Origin of the sequence: Enterobacter sp. 940_PEND, assembly GCF_001059415.1 — a bacterium.
GTDB classification, from domain to species: domain Bacteria; phylum Pseudomonadota; class Gammaproteobacteria; order Enterobacterales; family Enterobacteriaceae; genus Enterobacter; species Enterobacter cloacae_M.
On the sequence record NZ_JUMS01000148.1, the window covers coordinates 25,315 to 48,078 of the forward strand.

At 57.3% G+C, this 22,764-nt stretch carries 14 protein-coding genes; 3 read left to right on the forward strand and 11 right to left on the reverse strand.

Annotation, left to right across the window (positions count from 1 at the left end; translation table 11 throughout):
* Positions 1–43 precede the first annotated feature (43 nt).
* Positions 44–1,069 (forward strand): inner membrane protein YhjD, encoded by a 1,026-nt coding sequence (gene yhjD / locus ADJ24_RS21180; RefSeq protein ID WP_023309581.1) that lies wholly within the window; start codon positions 44–46, stop codon positions 1,067–1,069.
* A gap of 260 nt (positions 1,070–1,329) precedes the next feature.
* A complete protein-coding gene (locus ADJ24_RS21185) occupies positions 1,330–2,652 on the forward strand; it encodes an MFS transporter (RefSeq protein ID WP_023309582.1) in 1,323 nt (440 codons plus the stop codon).
* A 106-nt stretch (positions 2,653–2,758) separates the two neighbouring features.
* Here the strand turns inward: ADJ24_RS21185 and ADJ24_RS21190 are convergent, their stop codons facing one another.
* Complete coding sequence (locus tag ADJ24_RS21190) at positions 2,759–4,801, reverse strand: AsmA family protein (protein WP_023309583.1); 2,043 nt, start codon at positions 4,799–4,801, stop codon at positions 2,759–2,761.
* 65 nt (positions 4,802–4,866) lie between these two features.
* Entirely contained in the window at positions 4,867–5,640 is a 774-nt protein-coding gene (gene pdeH, locus ADJ24_RS21195; protein WP_023309584.1) for a cyclic-guanylate-specific phosphodiesterase, read from the reverse strand.
* Positions 5,641–5,869: 229 nt separating this feature from the next.
* Between pdeH and ADJ24_RS21200 the strand changes: the two genes are divergently transcribed.
* The gene (locus ADJ24_RS21200) at positions 5,870–6,799 is read left to right on the forward strand and encodes a sugar kinase (RefSeq protein ID WP_023309585.1); all 930 of its coding nucleotides are present in this window, start codon (positions 5,870–5,872) and stop codon (positions 6,797–6,799) included.
* Positions 6,800–6,862: 63 nt separating this feature from the next.
* Here ADJ24_RS21200 and ADJ24_RS21205 read toward each other — a convergent pair whose 3' ends face one another.
* The 9 genes from ADJ24_RS21205 to bcsR all read right to left on the reverse strand — a co-directional run bounded on the left by ADJ24_RS21205 (position 6,863) and on the right by bcsR (position 22,722).
* Positions 6,863–8,356: a M16 family metallopeptidase gene (locus tag ADJ24_RS21205; protein ID WP_023309586.1), complete on the reverse strand. Its 1,494-nt coding sequence runs from the start codon at positions 8,354–8,356 to the stop codon at positions 6,863–6,865.
* Between the two features lie 227 nt (positions 8,357–8,583).
* Entirely contained in the window at positions 8,584–9,870 is a 1,287-nt protein-coding gene (locus ADJ24_RS21210; protein WP_023309587.1) for a dicarboxylate/amino acid:cation symporter, read from the reverse strand.
* Positions 9,871–10,029: 159 nt separating this feature from the next.
* Complete coding sequence (gene hmsP / locus ADJ24_RS21215) at positions 10,030–12,036, reverse strand: biofilm formation regulator HmsP (protein ID WP_023309588.1); 2,007 nt, start codon at positions 12,034–12,036, stop codon at positions 10,030–10,032.
* A gap of 119 nt (positions 12,037–12,155) precedes the next feature.
* On the reverse strand, positions 12,156–15,638 hold the full coding sequence (gene bcsC / locus ADJ24_RS21220) for a cellulose synthase complex outer membrane protein BcsC (RefSeq protein WP_023309589.1): 3,483 nt from the start codon (positions 15,636–15,638) through the stop codon (positions 12,156–12,158).
* Positions 15,620–16,726: a cellulose synthase complex periplasmic endoglucanase BcsZ gene (bcsZ, locus tag ADJ24_RS21225; RefSeq protein WP_023309590.1), complete on the reverse strand. Its 1,107-nt coding sequence runs from the start codon at positions 16,724–16,726 to the stop codon at positions 15,620–15,622. The genes bcsC and bcsZ overlap by 19 nt, the downstream gene beginning before the upstream one ends.
* Before the next feature lie 6 nt (positions 16,727–16,732).
* Entirely contained in the window at positions 16,733–19,153 is a 2,421-nt protein-coding gene (gene bcsB, locus ADJ24_RS21230) for a cellulose biosynthesis cyclic di-GMP-binding regulatory protein BcsB (RefSeq protein WP_048703662.1), read from the reverse strand.
* Between the two features lie 10 nt (positions 19,154–19,163).
* Entirely contained in the window at positions 19,164–21,779 is a 2,616-nt protein-coding gene (gene bcsA / locus ADJ24_RS21235) for a UDP-forming cellulose synthase catalytic subunit (RefSeq protein ID WP_023309592.1), read from the reverse strand.
* Positions 21,776–22,528 carry a cellulose biosynthesis protein BcsQ gene (gene bcsQ, locus ADJ24_RS21240; protein WP_023309593.1) on the reverse strand — a complete coding sequence of 251 codons (753 nt, stop codon included), beginning with the start codon at positions 22,526–22,528 and terminating at the stop codon, positions 21,776–21,778. Before bcsQ ends, bcsA begins: the two co-directional genes overlap by 4 nt.
* Positions 22,529–22,539: 11 nt before the next feature.
* Positions 22,540–22,722, reverse strand: coding sequence for a cellulose biosynthesis protein BcsR (gene bcsR, locus ADJ24_RS23665; protein WP_048955450.1), 183 nt, complete (start codon positions 22,720–22,722; stop codon positions 22,540–22,542).
* Between the last annotated feature and the right edge of the window lie 42 nt (positions 22,723–22,764).

Below are 22,764 nucleotides of genomic sequence, written 5' to 3' on the forward strand. Positions count from 1 at the left end.
ATAATTCAAAAACACATCCAGCTCAACGAAAAGGAAAATGCGCGTGACGCCGGAAAACAACCCGCAACGACCCACCCAACATTTAGAGTATGAGCCCGTCAAAAAGATGGAAACCGGGCCCGAAGAGGCCAAAACGCCAGGCACCGCCAGCAAAGCGCTGGGGACCGTCACCGGCATCGCCGCGAGAATTCAGCAGTTTCCCATGATTGCGCACCTGATACGCGCCACAGAACGGTTTAATGACCGCATGGGGAACCAGTTTGGTGCCGCCATCACCTATTTTTCCTTCCTGTCGATGATCCCAATCCTGATGGTGTCGTTTGCGGCAGCCGGTTTTGTGCTCGCGTCGCACCCGACGCTGCTGCAGGATATCTTCAATAAAATCCTGAATAACGTCAGTGACCCGACCCTTGCCAGCACCCTCAAGAGCACCATCAATACCGCCGTTCAGCAGCGTACCACCGTGGGTATCGTCGGTTTGCTGATTGCGCTTTACTCCGGCGTTAACTGGATGGGCAACCTGCGCGAGGCCATCCGCGCCCAGTCGCGCGACGTCTGGGAGCGTAAGCCGCAGGACGAGGAGAAAATCTGGGTGAAGTATCTCCGCGATTTTGTTTCGCTGATTGGCCTGCTCGTCGCGCTGATCGTGACGCTTTCCATTACCTCCGTGGCGGGCTCGGCGCAGCAGATGATCATCTCCGCGCTCTACCTTGATTACATCGAATGGCTGAAGCCCGCCTGGCGCGGCATTGGGCTGGCCATTTCCATCTTTGCCAACTACCTTCTGTTCTTCTGGATCTTCTGGCGCTTGCCCCGCCATCGTCCGCGCAAGAAGGCACTGATTCGCGGCACGTTGATTGCGGCGATCGGCTTTGAGGTGATCAAAATCGTGATGACCTACACGCTGCCGTCGCTGGTGAAATCCCCTTCTGGCGCGGCGTTTGGCTCGGTGCTGGGACTGATGGCCTTCTTCTACTTTTTCGCGCGCCTGACCCTGTTCTGCGCGGCATGGATTGCCACCGCCGAGTACAAAGGCGACACGCGAATGCCCGGTAAAACGCACCGCTAGCCCCGCTCTCGGGCTGAAATTTCAGCCCGATTCATCATTTCAGCATATAAATCCAGTCCGTAACTTTTATTTAACCGAAAACCAGTTTAATTGACTAATATTTAAAATCTGTGAAGCATTTCATAGACGTGTTTTCGCTGGCCTGAAAATTATCCGCTTTTTGTTGCTTTTATCACCAGCGCGCGGCTTTGTTACAGATTGAAATGTCGCTTTTGCTGTGCGTAATATGGCCTTTCGTTCGACAAAAATAAGAAAATATTATGCAAGCAACAGCCACCACACTCGACTCAGGAACGGAAAACGTTCCGGTAAACTCGCGCAATAAAGTTGTCGTCGCCTCGCTGATTGGCACCGCCATTGAGTTCTTCGACTTTTATATTTATGCCACCGCCGCGGTCATCGTCTTCCCGCATATTTTCTTCCCGCAGGGCGATCCGACGGCGGCCACGCTGCAGTCTCTGGCGACCTTTGCCATCGCGTTTGTTGCGCGTCCGATTGGCTCTGCGCTGTTTGGACACTTTGGCGATCGCATTGGCCGAAAAGTCACCCTGGTGGCCTCGCTGCTGACGATGGGCATCTCCACCGTAGCCATCGGTCTGCTGCCGACCTATGAAACCATCGGCATTCTGGCGCCGGTCCTGCTGGCGCTGGCGCGTTTCGGTCAGGGTCTGGGGCTGGGCGGTGAATGGGGCGGCGCGGCGCTGCTGGCCACCGAGAACGCCCCGGCGCGCAAGCGCGCGCTGTACGGTTCATTCCCGCAGCTGGGCGCGCCGATTGGCTTCTTCTTTGCCAACGGGACGTTCCTGCTGCTCTCGTGGCTGCTGACGGATGAACAGTTCATGAGCTGGGGCTGGCGTCTCCCGTTTATCTTCTCAGCCGTGCTGGTGCTGATTGGCCTGTATGTGCGTGTTTCGCTGCATGAGACTCCTGTTTTTGCGAAAGTGGCCGCGGCGAACAAGCAGGTGAAAGTGCCGCTGGGTACGCTGCTGACCAAACACGTCCGCGTGACCGTACTGGGCACGTTCATCATGCTGGCAACCTATACGCTGTTCTACATTATGACCGTCTATTCCATGACGTTCAGTACCGCCGCCGCGCCGGTTGGCCTGGGGCTGCCGCGTAACGAAGTGCTGTGGATGCTGATGATGGCGGTGATCGGGTTTGGCGTGATGGTTCCGATTGCGGGCCTGCTGGCGGATAAATTCGGTCGTCGTGCGAGCATGATTACGATCACCACGCTCATCATACTGTTTGCTCTGTTCGTCTTTCCGCCGCTGCTGGGTTCAGGTAGCCCGGCGCTGGTGATGGCCTATCTGCTGATTGGCCTGAGCCTGATGGGGCTGACCTTCGGCCCGATGGGCGCGCTGCTGCCTGAGCTGTTCCCGACGGAAGTGCGTTATACCGGCGCGTCGTTCTCCTACAACGTTGCCTCTATTCTTGGCGCGTCCGTTGCGCCGTATATCGCCACCTGGCTGCAGGCGAACTATGGTCTGTTCTATGTGGGCGTCTATCTGGCGGCCATGGCGGCGCTGACGCTGATTGCGCTGCTGCTGACGCACGAGACGAAGCACCAGGCTCTGTAATTCACTGCGGCCTAATGCCCTCACCCCGCCCCTCTCCCACAGGGAGAGGGAGGAAGTCCCGTAGGACGGGTAAGCGCAGCGCCACCCGGCAAAAACGGGTCGCACTTTACTTCTTCATCTGCGACAAAATAGTCCGGCACTGATTCGCTTCGCCCTCAGACGGCGAAATCAACGCCAGCAGCGCTGCGGCCGGGGTAACCAGCGTCGCCAGGGCCGCAGCCACCGCACCGCGCGCAATCAGCGGGCCGGGCTTCACGCCCGCCTGCGGGTTTTTGAAGGTTCCGCGCACGTAAAGCGGCGAGCGCAGGGTGATGATGCGGATCCCCTTACTTTCCGGGTCAATCGTCAGATCAAGCTGCTCCGAGGCCATGCTGGCGGTCCCGGTCACGTTAATCACCGCGTTTTCCGTGTCGAAGGCAAATATCTGCGGACGCGCCACGCCGTTAACCAGATCCAGATTGGCCGCCGCGCAGTTTACCCGCACCTCGTCATCACCGAAGATTTGCCCGATGACGTAGTTACCGACGTTCAGCCCCAGGATCTCCATCAGGTTTCGGCTCACCAGCCCGTCGTTCATCAGCAGCTTCAGGTTACCATTGCCGCTGCCCAGCAGCGCCGCCACCGAGTTCCCCACGCCGCGAATGTCGGCATCACCGTTCATTTCACCGAGGGTTTTCTGCATCAGTTCTACGTTCGGCATCAGCTCTTTCAGCTTCAATCGACGCGCCTGGATCTCCGCTCTTCCCTGCATCGGCTTTTTATCGCCTTCCAGATGAATGTTCGAAGAAATTGTCCCGCCCGCCATGCCGAACTTCAGCGGCTGCAGGCGCAGGTCAGCGTTTTTGAGGAGGATATGGGTCGAAAGATTGCTGATCGGCAGCGTACTGCCATGTTCAATTTTTCCGCCTTTGAAGCGCACATCCGCATCCATCACGTCCCATTTGTCGGTTTCGAAGCGATCGTATGGCAGCACTTTGCCGGCAGGCTGAACATCCTTTTTGACCTCTTTCGACTTGGTCCCTTTACCCGAGTCCACGCCAATTAGCGGGCCCAGGTCGGCCAGACGCAGCTGACGGGACTCAACATCCCCTTCCAGTTTCGGGCGCGGTTTTCCGGTGGTGTAGGTCAGCGTGCCGTGAATATCACTGTCGCCGATGCGGCCGTTGAAATCCCGGTAGTCAAAAACGGACGATTTTTCGGTGTCGATTTTGGCAACCAGATGCCCGTCCGTTTCGAACGGTGGGGTATCCGGCAGCAGCACGCCGGTCAGTTCATACAGCTCGCCCAGCGAATCACCGGCAAATTTAAGCTGAAGGTCGACGCCCCCCATATTCATCGGGTCATTGACCGTGCCAACGAACGCCACGCGGGTGTTACCGGAACGGAAGTCCGCCTGAACCGGGAACGGCGTGCCTTCGCTCCGCAGCGCCAGCATTCCGCCAATTTTCCCTTTACCGCTGAGAGGCCGATCGTTGTAGCGTCCTTTTGCCGTCAGGCCGAAGACATAGTCACCCACGCTTGCCGCGTCGCCTTTTGCTTTCGTGCCCGTGACCTCGCTAAACGGTAGCGGTTTGCCCAGCGGATCGACGAGGATCTCCACATCCGCCTTGCTGACCTTATCGTCGATGGCGATCCGTCCGCGATCGAAAAGAATATTGTCGAGACGGAATGACCAGGAGGAAGGCTGGGCATTCGGATCTTTTTCGCTGTCGCTGGCAAGGTTAAACGTCCAGTTATTGTTTTTTTCTGAAAGTCGGATCAGACGCGCATCGGGCTGCTGAAGTTTGATCCACGGCAGATAGACCGTTTTGGTGAGGAGCGCCAGCGGAGCCAGCGTGGCTTCAACGCGCGGCAGGTGGATCATGGTGACGTCCGGGATATCCGGAGGGTTGCCGAGAATGATGTCGTCGGCATGGACGTGTGGCCAGGGGATCCAGCTGCGCCAGCCGGGCTCCTCTTTCTGACGCTCCCACACCACCCCTAAATCACCGCGTATGGCGAAGGGGCGGTTCAGTTCGGTTGAGACTTTCTGGTTGATGGTCGGCTTGAGACGGTTCCAGTCAAACGTCGCAATAATGATGGCGACGACCACGATCAACAACAAGAAAATCCCTGCTGTCCAGGAGATTACCCTGGTTGTTCTCGTCATTTTTATCCCCTTTCCTGATGACCTGTCCTGTAAAACTATAGTCCAGACAAAGGGAAGCGGGCTTATCAGAGGGTCGTTATAACGCTATCGAGGCGATCCATGGGTACCGGGCGGGAGAGATAATAGCCTTGCGCCGCCGCTGCGGGGGAGTTTTGCACATCACGCCACTCTTCCAGTGTTTCCACACCTTCAACAATCACGCCCTGGCAATAGCGGTTCATCAGCTGTAATAACAGCGTAAACAGATTCCGCCCTTCCGGGGTTTGACGCAGCATAATGAACAGGTCGCGGGCCACTTTGATGTAGTCGTAGCGCACTTCACTCAGGGCGGAGAAGTTCGCCATGCCGGTGCCAAAGTCATCCAGCCACAGCGGGCCGTATTCGCATATCGACGCAAACGAGGAATCCTGCGGCAGGCGGACATGCTCCACCAGCTCAAAGCGCATCCACGGCAGGGTGGCGATCAGCTCCTGCAATTTTGCGTTCTGACGCAGCGCCAGCAGGGTTGGACCATCGACGTTTACTGAGGCGAGGATATCGTGCTGTTCGAAAAAAGGTTGCTTCGTCGCCAGCATACGAAGCTGCTCTTCCAGCACGTCCAGACGCTGGCGAACGGCAACTTCGGCAAAATAGCGATCCGGCGCGATGCGCTGAGTAGGGTTTGAGGGATGCGTAACGACGGTCAAAATTTCAATTGCCATCAGTCGACCATCTGTTCGGTAGATCGGCTGATAGGTGTACGCACGCTCACATTGCAGCCAGTAGCGATGCTCCTGCAAGTTCTCAATACTTGCCTCAGGCGTAGTGCTCAGCCGCTGGATAACCTGCTCTGACTTCATTTCAGATGTCCTGTTGTTGGGATAGCCTTTCTGGACTCGTCACAGGATTATCGGCGCGACAATTGAGAACTTTATGTTCAATTCACCGGGAAAATGAAATTAAGATGACAGAAATGCTCGGGAACACGCGCTGGCTCAAATAAAATAATGGAACGTTGTTTTAATATAGTTGACCGGTTAATTCACTCAGCGCACACTGCTGATAATTCTTCTGTTCAGGTTCACGACTATGTCCAAAAAAATTGCCGTGATTGGCGAATGCATGATTGAGCTGTCACAAAAAGGCGCGGAAGTCAGCCGCGGATTTGGTGGCGATACGTTAAACACGTCCGTTTATATTGCCCGTCAGGTTGCGCCTGACGCGCTTACCGTGAACTACGTGACCGCCCTGGGCACGGACAGCTTCAGCCAGCAAATGCTGGAGGCCTGGCAGAGTGAACATGTTGAAACGTCGCTGATTCAGCGTATGGAGAACCGCCTCCCTGGGCTTTATTACATCGAAACCGACAGCACCGGCGAACGCACGTTTTATTACTGGCGTAACGAAGCCGCGGCCAAATTCTGGCTGGAGAGCGACGCGGCCGCGGCCATCTGCGAAGAGCTGGCGACCTTTGACTACCTCTATCTGAGCGGCATTAGCCTGGCGATCCTGAGCCCTACCAGCCGTGAAAAGCTGCTCTCGCTGCTGCGAGAATGCCGTGCAAACGGCGGCAAGGTTATTTTCGATAACAACTACCGCCCGCGCCTGTGGGCCAGCCGCGAAGAGACGCAGCAGGTCTATCAGCAGATGCTGCAGTGCACCGACATCGCCTTCCTCACGCTCGACGATGAAGACGCCCTGTGGGGTGAGAAACCGGTAGAGGAGGTGATTGCACGCACGCAGGCGGCAGGCGTGAGCGAAGTGGTGATTAAGCGCGGGGCGGATTCATGCCTGGTCGCGGTGGCGGGCGAAGCGCTGGTTGACGTGCCGGCGGTGAAGCTTGCCAAAGAGAAAGTGATTGATACCACGGCGGCCGGTGATTCATTCAGCGCGGGCTATCTGGCAGTAAGGCTGACGGGTGGAACGCCGGAAGCGGCGGCACAGCGTGGTCACCTGACGGCCAGCACGGTGATTCAGTATCGCGGGGCGATTATTCCGCGCGAGGCGATGCCTGTTTAAGTCAGGTGCGGGCTGATGCCCTCACCCTAACCCTCTCCCACAGGGAGAGGGAATGTTTAAGCATTACTGCCCCTGCGGAATATCCGTCGCGTCCGGATGTAAATCATCGGCCGTGGCGGCCTGCGCTGGCTGCGGCGCGGTAGCCATAATGGAATCCCAGGTTTTCTGAAGTTCCTTCATGTCATATTCCGGCTCGCCCTTCGGCTGCAGGAGGATCAACGCCATCTCCTGCGACAGCTGCTGACGGAGGTCCTGATTGAGCATATCGACGGTCAGACCGTTCAGGAAGTCCTGACGCAGTTTCTGGTACTGTTCCGGCGCAATGTCCACCACCTGGTTCTGCAGAGAGCGAATACGCTGGCTGATCAGAATGTCGGTATCGGCGCGAGCGTAGGTCGCAAACAGCTTCTGCAGCTCGAGTTTTTTCTGCGCCACGAGAGCGTTGAATTCCTCTTCGGAAAGCCCCTCTTTACGCACTTTTGCCAGTTCTTTTGCGACCACGCCCAGATTGGCATTCAGCTTATCGCCCGGCGACTCAACGTTGATGGCGCACTGCGCACGCTGGAACAGCACGCGGCAGTCAAAGCCAAGACCGATATTCTTCACGTTGTTCTTGCTCAGCGTCTGCTGAACGTGCCAGAACAGCGCTTCACGCGCCAGATCGGCACGCCAGTAGCGCAGCATCGCCGCGGACTCGCGGATGGGCTGCCAGGCGTTATCCCACATGACGGAGAGGCGATCCTGACGCACGGCGTCCGTCATAATGCTGACAGGCTCTGCACGCAGCGGAGAGAGCGTCGGAACAGGGGCTGGCGTTTCACGCTTGCCTTTCAAATCACCAAATGCTTTGTTGATCTGCTCCACCACCGCGCGGCTGTCCACGTTACCCACCACGATCAGCGTCATGGCGTCCGGGGTGTACCACTTCTGGTAGAACGATTTTACCTGTTCGGCGTCTACCGGCTGTTTCAGCGGTTCGGCCGGGTCATGTCCCAGCAGCGTCGAGCCTTTCAGTCGGTAACGCCACCAGCCCTCTTTGGTATCTCCAGGCCAGGTCGCCACCATGTCGCTGTTACTCAACGCATAGTTGACGGTATCCGGCGTAATCGCCAGATTGCCAGATGCATCGGAGAGATACGTAAGTGCTTCTTTAAGCAGATCGTTACGGTTATTAGGCAGGCTCAGGTTAAACATGGTGTAGTCATACGAGACCACTGCCGGCGGGAGCGGGCGTTTCGGATCGATGGCCTGCTGCCAAAGCGAACGCACCTGAACCGCTTGCAGGCTGCCGCTCTGCGTGAGCGCCAGCCGGGGAATAAAATGGCTAAAACCGGTTTGCTGAGTGCTTTCCGCGAGGGAACCGGTATTAATGGACAGACGGATTTCTACACGGTCACTGGGACGTTGCGGAGTGGCTAAAACCTGCCACTGAAAACCGTTCGCTAATGTCCCTTGTTGCCAGGCCGGGTCTGGCTGGAGCGCATCTGCCTGCACATAACTGGCTGCTGCCATCATCAGCAAACCGCCGGTTAAGAGTCGAATTTTTGTGCCCTGCATGTGAACCCCTGATCAACATTCCTGGTTAAAAAAGAGTGTTTCGCGACGCGCTTCACTCTTAAAGATGACGATGAAAACACGTCGATTAGACCGCGCGTTCGGCAAAACGTCACGGTCAGAAGTGAAATATACCCAAAAAAAATCTTGTCGAATTATGACAGGTACGAACAGTTATTATGCGCAGGAGCCCGCATCCCGACAAGGGAATACGGGCATTTGTGACAAGATTAAGAGGTTAAGCCAGGATTTTTGCTGTCAGTTGAACGGTTATTCAGAGTATCGTCGAGCTTTTTGTGATCCAGCTCTTTCACCCATTTCGCCACCACTACCGTCGCCACGCCGTTACCCACCAGGTTGGTTAACGCACGCGCCTCAGACATAAAGCGGTCAATACCCAGAATCAGCGCCAGACCCGCCACCGGCAGGTGACCCACAGCGGAAATGGTGGCAGCCAGCACGATAAATCCGCTGCCCGTCACCCCTGCAGCGCCTTTAGAAGAGAGCAGGAGCACCACCAGCAGGGTAATCTGATGGAAAATATCCATATGGCTGTTGGTCGCCTGAGCGATAAACACGGCCGCCATCGTCAGGTATATCGAGGTGCCGTCCAGGTTGAAGGAGTAGCCCGTCGGGATCACCAGCCCGACCACCGATTTACGGCACCCCAGCTTTTCCATCTTGTCGAGCATACGCGGCAGCGCCGATTCTGAAGAGGAGGTCCCCAGAACAATCAGCAGCTCTTCGCGGATGTAACGGATAAATTTGAAGATGTTGAAACCCGTCGCGCGGGCGATGGAGCCCAGCACCACGACCACGAAAAGGATACAGGTGATATAGAAGCAGATAATCAGCTGACCCAGCTGCACCAGCGTACCGACGCCATACTTACCGATGGTAAAGGCCATCGCGCCGAAAGCACCAATCGGCGCCAGGCGCATGATCATATTGATGATGCCGAAAATAACCTGCGAGAAGCTTTCGATCACATTAAAGATAAGCTGGCCTTTGCTGCCCAGACGGTGCAGGGCAAAACCAAACATCACGGCAAACAGCAGAACCTGCAGGATGTTTCCGCTGGCGAACGCGCCAATGACGCTGCCCGGGATTACGTCCAGCAGGAATGCCACCACGCCCTGATCCTTCGCCTGCTCGGCATACACCGCGACCGCTTTGGCATCCAGCGTTGACGGGTCTACGTTCATCCCCGCGCCCGGCTGCACCACGTTGACGATGATCAGACCGATAATCAGCGCAAGGGTACTGACCACTTCAAAATAGAGAAGCGCCACTGCACCGGTACGACCGACCGCCTTCATGCTTTCCATGCCAGCGATGCCCGTCACGACGGTACAGAAGATCACCGGAGCGATGACCATTTTAATGAGCTTAACGAACGCGTCGCCAAGCGGTTTCATTTGCGCGCCCAGCTCAGGGTAATAGTGACCCAGCAGAATACCGATGGCGATGGCTGTCAGGACCTGGAAATAAAGACTTTTGAAGAGTGAGGTTTTCATAAGGTGTCCTTGGGAAGAAAAACCACAGGCTTTGTAAGGTTATGGTTAACCTGCGGCTTTAAAATAACACCCACATAACAGGACAGAAATAAACTCAGTTCAAATTTGAAACACAAATGTTAAGAACTTTGAGCTGGCTCGCACAAGCCAGCAACAAAATTACACTTTTGCGTTATTGTCAGCACCAGAAAGGTATCGTTCTTCAAAGACATCCGAAGGAACAGCAGGGGCAAAAAGGAAGCCTTGTCCGCTCTCCACGCCCGCCTCTGCCAGCCAGGCGCGTTGCGCTTCGGTTTCAATTCCCTCGGCAATAAGATGCAGATTGAGGCTGCGCGCCATCTGGATAATCGCCTGCACCAGGCTGCTGTCGCCCGGCAGACCGTCGACAAACGCTTTATCAATTTTGAGCACATCCACCGGAAGGGTTTTCATGTGCTGAAGCTGACGCAGCCCGGCGTACCCCATGCCAAAATCGTCCAGCGCGATGCGAATGCCGGCACTACGCAGCGGTTTCAGGATCGCGACCGCCTGATTAGGGTCGTCGATGCGTCGGCTCTCCGTCACTTCAAGAGTTAACGTATCAGGCTTGATTCGGTAACGATGGATCAGCTCCAGCATCTCTGAAACCATGGTCGGGTGCATAAGCTGCAGGGCAGACAAATTGACCGACAGCGGCAGCGTCACGCCGCGCTCCTGCCAGGCGGCAAGCTGACGGCAGGACTCTTCCAGCACCCAGTAGCCGACGGTAACCATCAGGCCGCAGGACTCAATGCGCTCAATCAGCCCTTCCGGCAGCTCCCATGAGCCATCCGGCTGCTGCACGCGCAGCAGTGCCTCGGCGCTTTTCACTTCTCCCGTCAGCAAATTCACCTGCGGCTGTAGCCAGAGGGCAAACTGGCGGTTATCCAGCGCGGTCAGGATGTCGCTCTCTTCTGTCAGGCGCTGCTGCGCCTTTTCCATCTCTTCCGGCGCGAAGAACTGGATCTGATTTTTGCCTTTGCGCCGGGCGGTGAATGCCGCCGAGAACGCGCGATGATAAAGCTGCTCTGCCGTTAAATCGCCATAGTACATCGCAATACCGATACTGGCGCTTGGACGAAGCTGGATACCCTGAATGGGCAACCGCTCATTAATGACAGTGAGTACTTGCTGACCTAAAGTGATCGCATGCCAGGGTTCTTTTACGCCGTTGGCAATCACCACCAGGTCGTAACCGCTGACCTGGGTCAGCACCATGCGCGGGGCCAGGACAGACTTCACTTTTTCGACCAGAGTCAGCAGCAGCATTTCGCGCTGGCTCTCCTTGAGCACGCCAGCCGTGTCCTGCAGGGTTTCACAGGCGATAACCATCAGCGCCGTAGTTTGCTGACGGGCAACGGTCTGCTCCAGCATCGCCATCAGGAAGGCTTTATTAGGAAGCTCCGACACCGGGAAGCGCGTGGCGCTGCTGTTTAACTCATCCTGCTGGCGCTGGATGCGCTGCTGGTTGAGGTTGTAGCTGCGCACCAGCATGCCTATCTCATCGTCATGATGCAGACGCGGGAGCTCAAGCTGATGTCCCATCTGATCCTGCGGCGCAAGCGTATTCAGCTCGCGGGCGATACGGCGCAGCGGATGAACAATCAGCCGGTTAATGCACCAGGTGAGCGCAACGCTGAGAATAAGCGTCATAAGTAAGCAAGTGGTCACTAACGTAACCACCCAGCTCATGACGAATTTATACATGCGGTAGGAATCCGCCTGTAATACCAGGTAGGCCAGCGGCTGCGGATTGGCAGGGCGTTCGAGCGAATAAACGGGCAGCGAAATCTGCACCGGCAGTTCAAACAGGCGCATCACCATCATCGGGACGGGACGCTCCGGGATAAAGCTCATCCGCAGCGCCTGAAACTGGTTGGGCAAGACCACATCGGCGCGGCTCACGACGCCGGCAGGCTGAATGCGTTTTAAAATGGTTTCCGCTTCGGGAATATCCCCTTTCAGGATAGAGGCAGAGAGCGGGCCGCGCACCGAGCGGGCGATACTTTCTAACTGCGAAGCCGTGTTATAGCGATTCTGCTGTACGGAATGAAACAGCAAAATTACGCAGAAGAGCAGTACAAACAGCATGGTGACGGCAGAAACCATCGCCATCTGTTTGATTGTTAAGGAACGGCTGACACGCAAAATGACTCTCCACAAAACTCGAAGCGCAGGGCGCGCCAGGGTGTAAACCTGGCGCGCCTGAGTATACCCGATTGCCGCGCTATTAAGAGAGACTTACAAATGGATTAAGGAAAATCCGATTACCAGTCCGCGTAAGGGATAAGCGGCTGCGGCGGTAAGTCCATATCGCCCTGCCAGCCTGCAGCAGAGTAACGCACATAGATCAGCGCATGGCTTGGGGTATAGTCTTTCGCTTCCTGAATATCCACGCCCATGCCCACAAACCAGTTGGACGTTACGCGGCGTTCGATAATGGCCCGCGCGGTATAACCCGTGCCTGAGGAGCTGCTGCCGGTTTCCATCGCGCCCCGGTCGGTATAGCGGTCTGGCTCATCGGTCGGGATCAGGTTCTGAATCGGGTAGCGCAGCTCGTCTTTGGTTTTAGAGTGAGACCAGGACACCGAGCCACCCAGTTCCCAGGACCAGTTCTCCGTGCGTTTACGCCAGGTCACCGGCAGTGCGAAGGAGACATACTCCTGCGGGCTGTAGTAGCCGCCCTGACCCAGGGTATAACCGCTCAGGTCTTTGTCATAGTGCCAGAGCATATTGGAGACGCCGACCGTCAGGCGCTCGTTGTTTTTATTAATGAGCTTGTAGTAGTAACCCGTCATCCAGCGGACGCGCCAGTTATCTTCCACATTTTTACCCGTCAGCGTTTCCGCGTTCAGGCTTGACCAGACGCCGTTCGCTTCCCCTTTGTCATAGCTCATGCTTACGCCGCCACCGGTGGCACGTACGCCGCCCCAGGTGGTGCCGGTGTTAGTATCTTTTTGCCCGGCGAACGCCAGCAGGGAGCTGGAGATTGGGCGGCGATGGGCGTTAACGGTATAGCCGATGGGGCCCAGATCGCTGCTGTAGCTGATACCGCCCACCACGTCGACGACGTCAAAGCCCATTGGCGTAGTGCCAATATCCATCGCCCAGGTTTTATTCTGCCAGCCGACGGCGACGCTTGCGCCATTGTCGGACTGATGGGTGTTGCCGCTACACGGCGTTTCGTAGCAGGTCCCCCATTTTGGATCGTAGGTCCCGTTATTGTTATCAAATGAACCGGCGTCCATGTTGACCAGATCGCTTCTGAAGAACATGCGCCCGTCAGACAGCGGGGCATCCACCTGCAGCATGGTGGTGTGCGCTTTCAGGTCGGAATAGCCGCCCGTTCCGCTGGAACCCCAGTAGTCGTGCTGCAGCGTGACGTTAACATCCTGCTGACGGTACAAGTCACCGGCATCACTGCGCACGCCGCGCTTCAGCCAGTCGTCCTTTTCATCGTTACGCGTCAGACGAGTGAAACTGTCGTTGTCGGCCGGACGCGTCGTGGTGATGCCCGTCGACACCATCGCGTCTTTATAGGTTTCCAGCGCTTGCTGAGGCTGACCGTTTTGCGCCTGGAAACGCGCGGCATCACGTAACACCAGCGCGTTTTCCATGGAGCCGGGCTGCGATTTAGCCTGCGGAATGATTTTGTTGAAGGTCTGTTCTGCGGCAGCAGAATCGCCCAGGCCTGCCTGCGCCATCGCGATCCGGCGCTGCATGTTGAGCGACAGCGGCTGGCCGTTTTGCGCGGCGGGCAGTTTCGCCAGCTCTGCGCGCGCGGCATCTTTGTCACCCTGCGCGCTGTAAATCTCGGTCAGGCCGAGGATCGCATCTTCGTTCTGCGGTTCACGCTGCAGAACGGCGCTGTACGTCGTTTTCGCCGACGCCAGATCGCCACGCTGCTGCGCCCAGTCCGCCAGCGTCAGGTCGATGCGGGTGGAGGTCGGCTGCTGACGCAGAAGGTTTTCCGCCTCCTGCTCTTTGCCGCTGTCGCGCAGACGGTTGGCGGTTTCCAGCACCTGATTGCTTTGCAGGCGGTCGGCAAGCTCCTGAATATTGCCGTTCCACTGGCTGCGCGGCAGCGTGTCCAGATGCGCCAGCGCGGCGCGGTCCTGATCGTTGCCGGAAAGATAGAGCCCGCTGGCGTACACCTGATCCGGGTCGGACGGTTTCTGGCTGGCAAGCTGACGCATCAGGGTATCCGCCTGGCTGCGCTGACCCGCGCTGTAGAGATCGCGCGAGAGACGATAGGTTATCCACACGTCGCCGGGAGAGAGCGCCAGACGACGACGCTGAATCTCTGCCGCCTGGGCGTATTTCCCCTGATTTTCCAACTGTTCTGCCTGAGCGGAGAGCTGCTCGTTGGTCAGGCTGCGTTCAATATCATCAATGCTCCGGCGCTGGCTGGCGGAGAGAGACTGGATAAACTGCGAGGCCTTCTCCGGGGACTGCGCGCGGTAAATATTGGCCAGGCCGCGGACCGCATTGCTGTTGCCGCTGTCCATACGCAGCGCCTGGCGATAGTAACGTTCCGCCGCGTCGTTATCTTTACGCGCCGCGGCGGCATCTCCCAGCCCCAGCACGGCATAACTGTCGGTATTGTCGATACCGCGCGCCTGCTGATAGTAACGCTCCGCCTGCGCAGGGTTATTCGCCTTCAGGGCCGCATCGCCCTGCTGGATCAGCAGCCAGTAGCGGTTGACCTTCAGCAGACTGTCCCATTTACCCCGGTTATCGCTCTGGGGATCGAGGGCAATCGCCTTTTCAAACTGCGCCACCGCGCGGGCGCGGTCGCCTTTCTGGGAATAAGCCTGACCAAGGGCACCCACCGCTTCACTGTCGGCATGGTTGGCGCTGACGGCTTTTTGCAGCTCAGCCACCGCCTTACTCCCCTGCCCGGCATCCACCGCCGCCAGCCCTTCCGCTTTCGCGCGGAACGCCGGGTCAGCGAGCTGTTTTTGCTGTTCTTCGAGCTGCGCACGCGCCGCCGCGACGCTATCGCCGTCACTGAATACGCTCAGATATTTTTGCAGCGCGCTGACGCTGGCGCTGCTGGCAGGCTGGCCTTTGATTTGGTCATACCACATATCAGACGCCTGGCTGCGCCCGTTGGTCGATTTAGCCATCTCCTGCAATACGGCAAAGCCTTCATCACGGCGTCCGCTCTGGAACAAAAGCTGGGACAGCGTCGCCTGCAGCTGCGTATTTCCGGGGCTGCTGGTGTTGATTTTCTTGAGCTGGTTAATGGCCGCATTCCGGCGAGCAGGATCTTTCGCGACCACATTCCAGTATTCCGTCGCCACGTCGCCGCCCGGCGGGTTGCCGTCAAACAGCTTGTCATAGGCTGCAATCGCCTCCTGCGTGTGTCCCGTTGTGGCGAGCAAACGCGCCTGCTGGAGCTGCTGGCGGCCATCCGGGGTGGACAGCAGCATCGTGTTGCGTGATGACTGGTATGCACTTGAGCCCGGCGCGATCCCTTTCAGACGATCCAGCTCTTTTTGCGCACCGGCGTTATCGCCCTGGCGCAGCAGGTAGCGAAAGCGTGCGGCAATGACGTCAGGGTTGTTCGGGTCAATCAGCTCCAGACGATAAAGTGACTGACGAACCAAATCCTCACGCTGTGTCGATTCGCCCAGCCGAACCTGTTCCAGCAGCTGTTTCTGCTGCGGAGAGTTGGCGGCCTCAGCCATCGGCATCAGTGCCAGGCCAAGCGATAAAGTGAGTAGATTTACTGTGAACTTGCGCATTCCTGGCCCCAATCCGGTATTAATTCACCTTTTGCGGTGAAGCGAAAACGATGCTGATCCCATCCTTGCCCAAAGAGAGTCAGCACGTAGCTGTAATAGGCATTATTATCGGGAAAATGGTCTGCAACGCGCTGGCGCTGAACCGCCTGGGCATCACGTTGTTGTAAAAACGGCAGCATGGCGGCAGAGAACCCGACCGGACCATTCCCGGTGCGTTTACCCGTCGCCACATCCACTTTCTCCGGCGGCACACCCCGTTTCATTGTCTTTGCCGCCATCGGCTGGAAGCGCGTCAGCAGCCGGGCTTTCTGAGGATCTTTATCACTCATCATTCCCACCCAGAGATAAACGCGGATGGCGTCGTAGCCGCCCACCAGCGATTTATCCTGCTGTAACCGCCAGCCTTTGTTTTTCTGATACTGAACCCAGTCCGGCGAAAAACCTTTCGGCGCGCTCTCCAGCAGCAGACGCTGATTGGTTTCACGAAGCTGGGTCCACGGGGGACCAAAGCGCGTGAAATAACTCGCTAGCTGCGGAGGAAGATAGCTGGGGTTAAAACGCCAGACGTTTTCATCGGCAAAACCGACTTTACCGGGAAGCAGCATTGCGCCGAGCCCCGGCACTTTCACCACTTCCTCACTGACAATGCGTTTCAGCAGCGCCTTACCCGTGCGGGTATAGTCCGGATGTTTCCACAACCGGCCCGCTTCGAGCAGAGACCAGGCGATCCAGACATCGGCGTCAGAGGCGGAGTTGGTATCAATCACCGCCCACGTCTCTTTATCTTTCTGGCCCCATAGCCAGGCGGGCAGGTTGTCGTTGAGATTGCCGCTGGCAAGATTATCGCGCGTCCAGGTCAGCAGCTGGTCAAACGCGCTGCGATCGTTCGCCGCAAGGGCAAAGAACAAGGCGTAGCTTTGCCCTTCCGAGGTCGTAATTTTGCGCGTGTCGCTGGGATCAACGACACGCCCGCCCTCACTGATGTAGTCCTTTTTAAACTGCTCCCAGGCAGGCCAGGTACAGGCGGCGCGAAGAGGAAGCACCGCCAGCATCACCGCTGCTAATACACACCAGCGAAAGGCTTTCATCACATCTTACTCATCCGGGTTCAGACGACGACGGCTGATGATTCGCAGCAGACGCCACAGCACCCATGCCAGCAAGACCACGCTGACCGCCGCCAGGATGGCGAGCAGAACCGGATGGTTAGCCAGCGCATACCACAGGCGTTCGAACCACGGAAGATGGCCCACGTAGTACACGTCGCCCACGCGCAGGCTATTGACGCCGGACTCACGGATCACCGAAACGGAACCAAACATCGCGGCACGTTTACCGCTGTCGTTCATGGCCGTATTGAGCAGTTCATACCCGCGCGGGCTATCCGCCAGGAGAGCCACCACGCTACGCTGTTCGTTGTAAGGTGACTGGAAGCCCACCACCGCGGCCATTGCCCCCTGAGACGTTACGGTCGTCTGCGCGCTGGCCTGCCGGTCATTCACATCCGGCATAATGCTCGGGAACTCGGTCTGGCGCAGCGGCGTGTTAACCCAGGACTGGGCCGCTTTCACCAGCAGATCGATACGTTTGTCATCCTTCAGCTTGTCCGGAATGGTACCGATCACCATGATGTCCGCGTCTTTGTTCTGAATCTGGCTGCCATCGTCCGTCAACGTGACGTTAATCGCCGGTAATCCCGTCTGTCCTCCAACGGTCGCCATGGTATCCAGCAGGGTCGTTACCTGCCCTTCAGTTGGCGCTTTTGGCATTACTACGATGGACTCAGAAAGATCGGCCATGCGGCTGAACGGGAAGCCCGCGTTAGCAAAAGCGCGCAGATCCGGCATCGCCAGGAAGTGATAGTACTTCGAGAAGTCGATGGTCGACTCATCGCCAATCACAACGTGGTTCTGTACGGGCTGGAAGGTGATGCAGTTTTCCGCAGAACCGCCAGGCATCGGGTTCATGTACTGGAAGTCAAAGCGTAGCTGGTTTATCGCGCCGAGCTTCAGTGCCGGGATGGAGACATCCGTTTTACCGTCCAGCAGCCCCTGCAACACCGGCAGGCGAAGCATCAGGCGGTTAGTATCCTGCGTGCTTTGCAGGCTGAACGATTGCAGGAACTGGTTGTTCAGGCTGATATCCATGCGCGAGCTGTCTTTGGTCGCTGGCGCGGTATAGCGGTAGTTCAGATTGATATCAATGCCGTTGGTGCGCAGCAGATACAGATCCGGCGGCAGATTCAGTGACAGGCTAATCGGCGCTGGCTCAAGCCCCGTCGCCTGCAGCTGTTCTTCATAGGTTTTCAGCTCGCCAAAGGTTACCGCACGGTCGGTACGCACCCAGTTTGGCGCATCATAAGGTTTACGCGCCAGCAGCGGTTTCACCTCATCCACCACCACGCTGTTGCCGCGGAACAGGACGTTGCCCTGGGCAATGGCTTTTGCGGCCTGCACCAGATCTTTATCGTCGCGGCCAAAGACCACCAGCAGCTTCACGTACGGGTTTTCCGGGTGGCTTATCATCTCAACGGTCGGCGCTTTGACGTCCGGATGATCGCGCAGGAAGGCCGGGCGTTTCGCGTTGGTCGCAAACACAATGGCATTTCTGTCCGGCAGTTTGTCATACATCGCCGGGAAGCTCTGTCCACGCCAGCCAGCACGTGAACCAAACCAGGACGCCACAATGGTGGCCGCCAGCTGCTCGGTCACGTCCGGGGATGATGCAAACACCATCGGCAGCGTGAGCGGACGGTTATCACGCGGATCGAAGAACGGAACCGGGAATGCCGAGAGATCGTTTTTCAGCGCCAGCGACTGGTAGGTCATCTGCAGCGAGGAGTTACGCCCGACGTCCATCCACAGCGTGTTGCTGGCCGGGTTTTCGCAGACATCGCGGTAGTGGCCGACAAATTCCAGACGGATACGGTTAAAGTCGGTGATGAACAGCGGGTTAATCGGCACCTGCGCCTGGGTTTTCTTGCCCAGCTGCTCTTTGGTGACCGGCAGTACGTCCATCAGCTCATCATTCAGGTAAACCTTCAGCTGAGACTGCGTCGGCAGCAGGGACGGCGACGGCGTGTATTCCAGGTTCAGCACCGCATTAGAGACGACCTCATCGCTGCGCATGCCAAACTCAATGCCGCCGTTAGGGTTGATGCCGCGCAGCACCATACTGCCCGGAGGCGGTGCAATTTGCGCGAAGGTCAGCTTCACGTCCCGCGACGGCGCATTGTCCGCAACGACGGGCGCATTCGCCCCCCGGACGCCCGGCATCACCTGCCCGATGACCTGGCCGTCTGCCGGCAGGGTGTTCCCCTCCGTTGGCTGGTTCGGCACGATATTTTCTGTTTGACCAGGTGCCGCGGTGACAACCGGATCGGTTGCCTGCGCGACGACAGGTACCGTTGGCGCAGGCGTTGCCGCTGCGTTACCAGGAGCTGCGTTAGCCATTGTTGCGGGGAGGACATTCATCCCCATTGCCACTGCACATAACCAGGAAAGTTTTGTTTTCATCGCGTTATCATCATTGTTGAGCCATAACCGGGTCCGCCTGCTTCCCCTCATCCCGCTCAGGACGACGAGGAATGAACGACACGACCCAGGAAACCAGCGAAGTAAGTGACCGGAAAATTAATTTCACCGACGACGGGGCGAATTCTGCAAGGTGACGATAGCCACGGAACCCCAGCTTCAGAATATCCAGCAGGCTTTCCAGAGGTTTATCTTCCGGGAAGCTGTCCTGCCAGAGAGCCCACGTATCCGCGCGGGCAAACGTACACTGCACAAAATCGATATGTTGCTTTTTGGTCAACGGCATCAGCTGCAAACCGACTTCATTGCCCGCCACGCGCACAACCTGCGTCGGGAAGACATACTCCTGCTGGCCGCGCTTAAGCAGCAGGTTAACTTTCTGGCCTTCCAGCACCTTCGCCTGGCCGTTGATTTTGATCCCCAGACCACCGTCAGAGAAGTCGTGCACGGTACAGGAGAAGAGATGGCCATCTTCACGGGCGATCGCCGCAGGCATGCAGATTTCAACGCGATGCGCACGACGGACCTGCTTACTCTCCACCGACACCGCTACCGCGCCGCCGAGGATAATCAGGTTGTAGAAGACCCAGGCCATACTCACAAAGACGGTCAGGATTTCGTTTTCCGGGCCGTAGAAGTAACGCCAGATACCGGCGATGACGCCAACGATATTCAGCAATACCAGGAAGATATACGGACGGGAGATCACCCAGTCGACGTACTCCTCTTCCACCAGGCCGCCCTTGGCGGTGACGTTAAATTTCCCTTTGTGCGGGTTAATCAGCGCCACCATCGTCGGCGGCGCGATATACCAGGCCAGCACCGTTTCGTAGATTTCACTCCAGAAGGAATGGCGGTATTTACCCTGTATCTTCGAGTTCGTCAGGCTCGCGTGGATCATGTGCGGCAGAACAAACAGCGCAATCATCAGCGCCGGGGCGTAGATGATATAAGCGTGAAGGAGCAGGAACGCCAGCGGCGCGGTCAGGAAGATCAGCCGCGGGATACCGGATAAGAAGTGGAACATGGCGTTGACGTAGCAGAGACGTTGCGCCAGCTTGAGCCCTTTCCCAATCAGTGGGTTATCGAGACGGAAAATCTGCACCATGCCGCGCGCCCAGCGAATACGCTGACCAATGTGCGCCGACAGTGACTCCGTTGCCAGACCGGCGGCCTGCGGAATACGCATATACGCCGAGGTATAGCCACGACGGTGCAGGCGCAGAGAGGTGTGCGCATCTTCCGTGACCGTTTCGACGGCGATACCGCCAATTTCATCCAGCGGCTTACGGCGGATAACCGCACACGAGCCGCAGAAGAAGGTGGCATCCCACATGTCGTTCCCGTCCTGTACCAGTCCATAGAACAGGGTGCCTTCGTTCGGGGTTTTGCGGAAGCGGCCCAGGTTACGTTCAAACGGATCCGGCGAGAAGAAGTGGTGCGGCGTCTGCATCATCGCCAGCTCTTTCTCCTTCAGGAACCAGCCCATGGTCATCTGCAGGAACGAGCGCGTCGGCACGTGGTCACAGTCAAAGATCGAGACAAACTCTCCTGTGGCATACTTCAACGCGTTGTTGATGTTCCCGGCTTTCGCATGCTCGTGAGTCGGACGGGCGATGTACTCGACGCCAACCTCCTCTGCGAACTGGCGGAACGCCGGACGGTTGCCGTCATCCAGGATCCAGACCTTGAGCTTGTCTTTCGGCCAGTCGATGCCCAGCGCGGCATAAATGGTGTTTTTCACCACGCTCAGATCTTCGTTGTAGGTTGGTACAAAGAGATCAACAGACGGCCACTGCGCGGTGTCTTTTGGCAGCGGAACCGGCTGGCGGTTGAGCGGCCAAATGACCTGGAAATAGCCCAGCACCAGCACGATCCAGGCGTAGGTTTCGGCAAACAGCAGCACCAGGCCGCATACCAGGCTGACCGGGTCGTCCCAGTTCAGGGTTGAGGTATAACGCCACCAGATGTAGCGACAGGAGACGGTCAACGACAACACAATCAGCATCAGCGCCGAGAAGCGGCCCGGAATACGGCGGACCAGCAGCGCCACGCCCCACAGCAGGATCAGGAAGGTGAACTGCGCCAGAGGGTTGAAAGGCTGCGTAATACAGACCAGCGCCAGAATAAGCGAGAACACGACGATCACGCCGAGGATAAAACGCCGCAGGCCCGGATGAAGATGCCCGAGCTCTTTATGGTTATCCAGATGGCTGGTCTTATCACTTACGCTGTTGGGCAGTCTGTCCAGCCACTGGTGGTAGCGCTCACGTAACTGCTGGACGCGGGAGAAGCTGCGCCAGTGCGGCGTTATTTTCTCTGAGCGGGATGACGTGACCACCAGCCAGATGGCCTGAATGAGATAGCGCGCCGGATCCAAAGGACGCGGCCGGTTGGGATTAATGTGCGGATATAGCTCACCGTGCCGGGCACGTATGCGCTGCCAGCGCGGGTGTTCGAGTGGAATAAACATCCAGGCCAGAATCATCCAGAAACAGCCGAGCGCGGCGCTAAATGCCGAAGCACCGTGCCGGCGGAAATGCCGGTAATGTTCGCTCAAACGCGAACTGACCGGTGGGATGAGTAACCAGCTGGCGAGACGACTCATACAGAACTCCCTGCATGCTCCGCCCTGTTGGCGAAGTTCAGCAGACACCAGTTAGCCAGCGTCAGGATCTCTTCTGCCGCCAGTGAATCGCTGCGGTATTCGCCGAGCGGTTGCTTAGACGCAAGGCATTCCGCCATCCCCTCATCACGATGGATAACAATGGGAAGCAGACGGCGCTGGCTTTGCAGCCAGACCTGATACAGATCGTCCTGGATCTGGCTGCCAATGCGCAAATCGTTAATCAGAAGATGAGCGTTCTGAGGCAGCCCCTGCTGATGCAGGCGGATATGGCAGTTCGCATCAACGTTGACGATGGAAAGTATATGATCGCACTGGGCGATAAGCTGTCGGGTCAGCGTGCCGGCGCCGTGCGGAAGATCCAGCAGGATCCACTTGTAGTGTCCCTTTTCTTTCAGGGCTTGCAGCGCCAGCGTGAATTGCGAAAACAGGCGCTGATACGCGGCTTCATTCTCGCGTTCCGTGGTGGTCAGTTGCCCAAACGGCAGCAGATCGAGCTGGGAGGTATAGCGCATCCCTGCATCCTGCCAGTCTTTATCATCAAGCAGTGCCCGGGCCCAGCCCTCTTCACGAGAAAAGTCGACGTTAAACGACATACGCAACAAATTATCGGCGCAGGCGTCAATAACCAGCACCGATTCACCTAAAAGCTGTAATGACCACGCCAGCGCCGCGGTAACTGATGTGGTACCCACACCGCCACGGACACCCTGTAATCCGAGTATGGCCATCAATGGCTCCCTTATTGTTGATGGGCGAATTCAGCTAATAACGGCCAGCGTTTAATAGCCGCGGCCAACTGTTCCCGCTGGGAAATATCGGTGTAATCTATTTCAGGTAAAGAAAAGGCCTGCGTCAGCGCCAGAAAATCGTTTTGGAATGTGTAACCCAGAGTCGAGTCGACTGGGGTTCCAGGTTCGGTGATGCTGCCAACTTACTGATTTAGTGTATGATGGTGTTTTTGAGG

Excerpts from the sequence above, each read along its gene's own strand:
- ADJ24_RS21200 (WP_023309585.1), top strand. The coding sequence starts at position 5,870 with ATGTCCAAAAAAATTGCCGTGATTGGCGAATGCATGATTGAGCTGTCA.
- ADJ24_RS21185 (WP_023309582.1), top strand. The coding sequence starts at position 1,330 with ATGCAAGCAACAGCCACCACACTCGACTCAGGAACGGAAAACGTTCCG.
- bcsQ (WP_023309593.1), bottom strand. The coding sequence starts at position 22,528 with ATGGCCATACTCGGATTACAGGGTGTCCGTGGCGGTGTGGGTACCACA.
- bcsA (WP_023309592.1), bottom strand. The coding sequence starts at position 21,779 with ATGAGTCGTCTCGCCAGCTGGTTACTCATCCCACCGGTCAGTTCGCGT.
- ADJ24_RS21205 (WP_023309586.1), bottom strand. The coding sequence starts at position 8,356 with ATGCAGGGCACAAAAATTCGACTCTTAACCGGCGGTTTGCTGATGATG.
- bcsC (WP_023309589.1), bottom strand. The coding sequence starts at position 15,638 with ATGCGCAAGTTCACAGTAAATCTACTCACTTTATCGCTTGGCCTGGCA.
- ADJ24_RS21190 (WP_023309583.1), bottom strand. The coding sequence starts at position 4,801 with ATGACGAGAACAACCAGGGTAATCTCCTGGACAGCAGGGATTTTCTTG.
- ADJ24_RS21210 (WP_023309587.1), bottom strand. The coding sequence starts at position 9,870 with ATGAAAACCTCACTCTTCAAAAGTCTTTATTTCCAGGTCCTGACAGCC.
- pdeH (WP_023309584.1), bottom strand. The coding sequence starts at position 5,640 with ATGAAGTCAGAGCAGGTTATCCAGCGGCTGAGCACTACGCCTGAGGCA.
- bcsZ (WP_023309590.1), bottom strand. The coding sequence starts at position 16,726 with ATGAAAGCCTTTCGCTGGTGTGTATTAGCAGCGGTGATGCTGGCGGTG.
- bcsB (WP_048703662.1), bottom strand. The coding sequence starts at position 19,153 with ATGAAAACAAAACTTTCCTGGTTATGTGCAGTGGCAATGGGGATGAAT.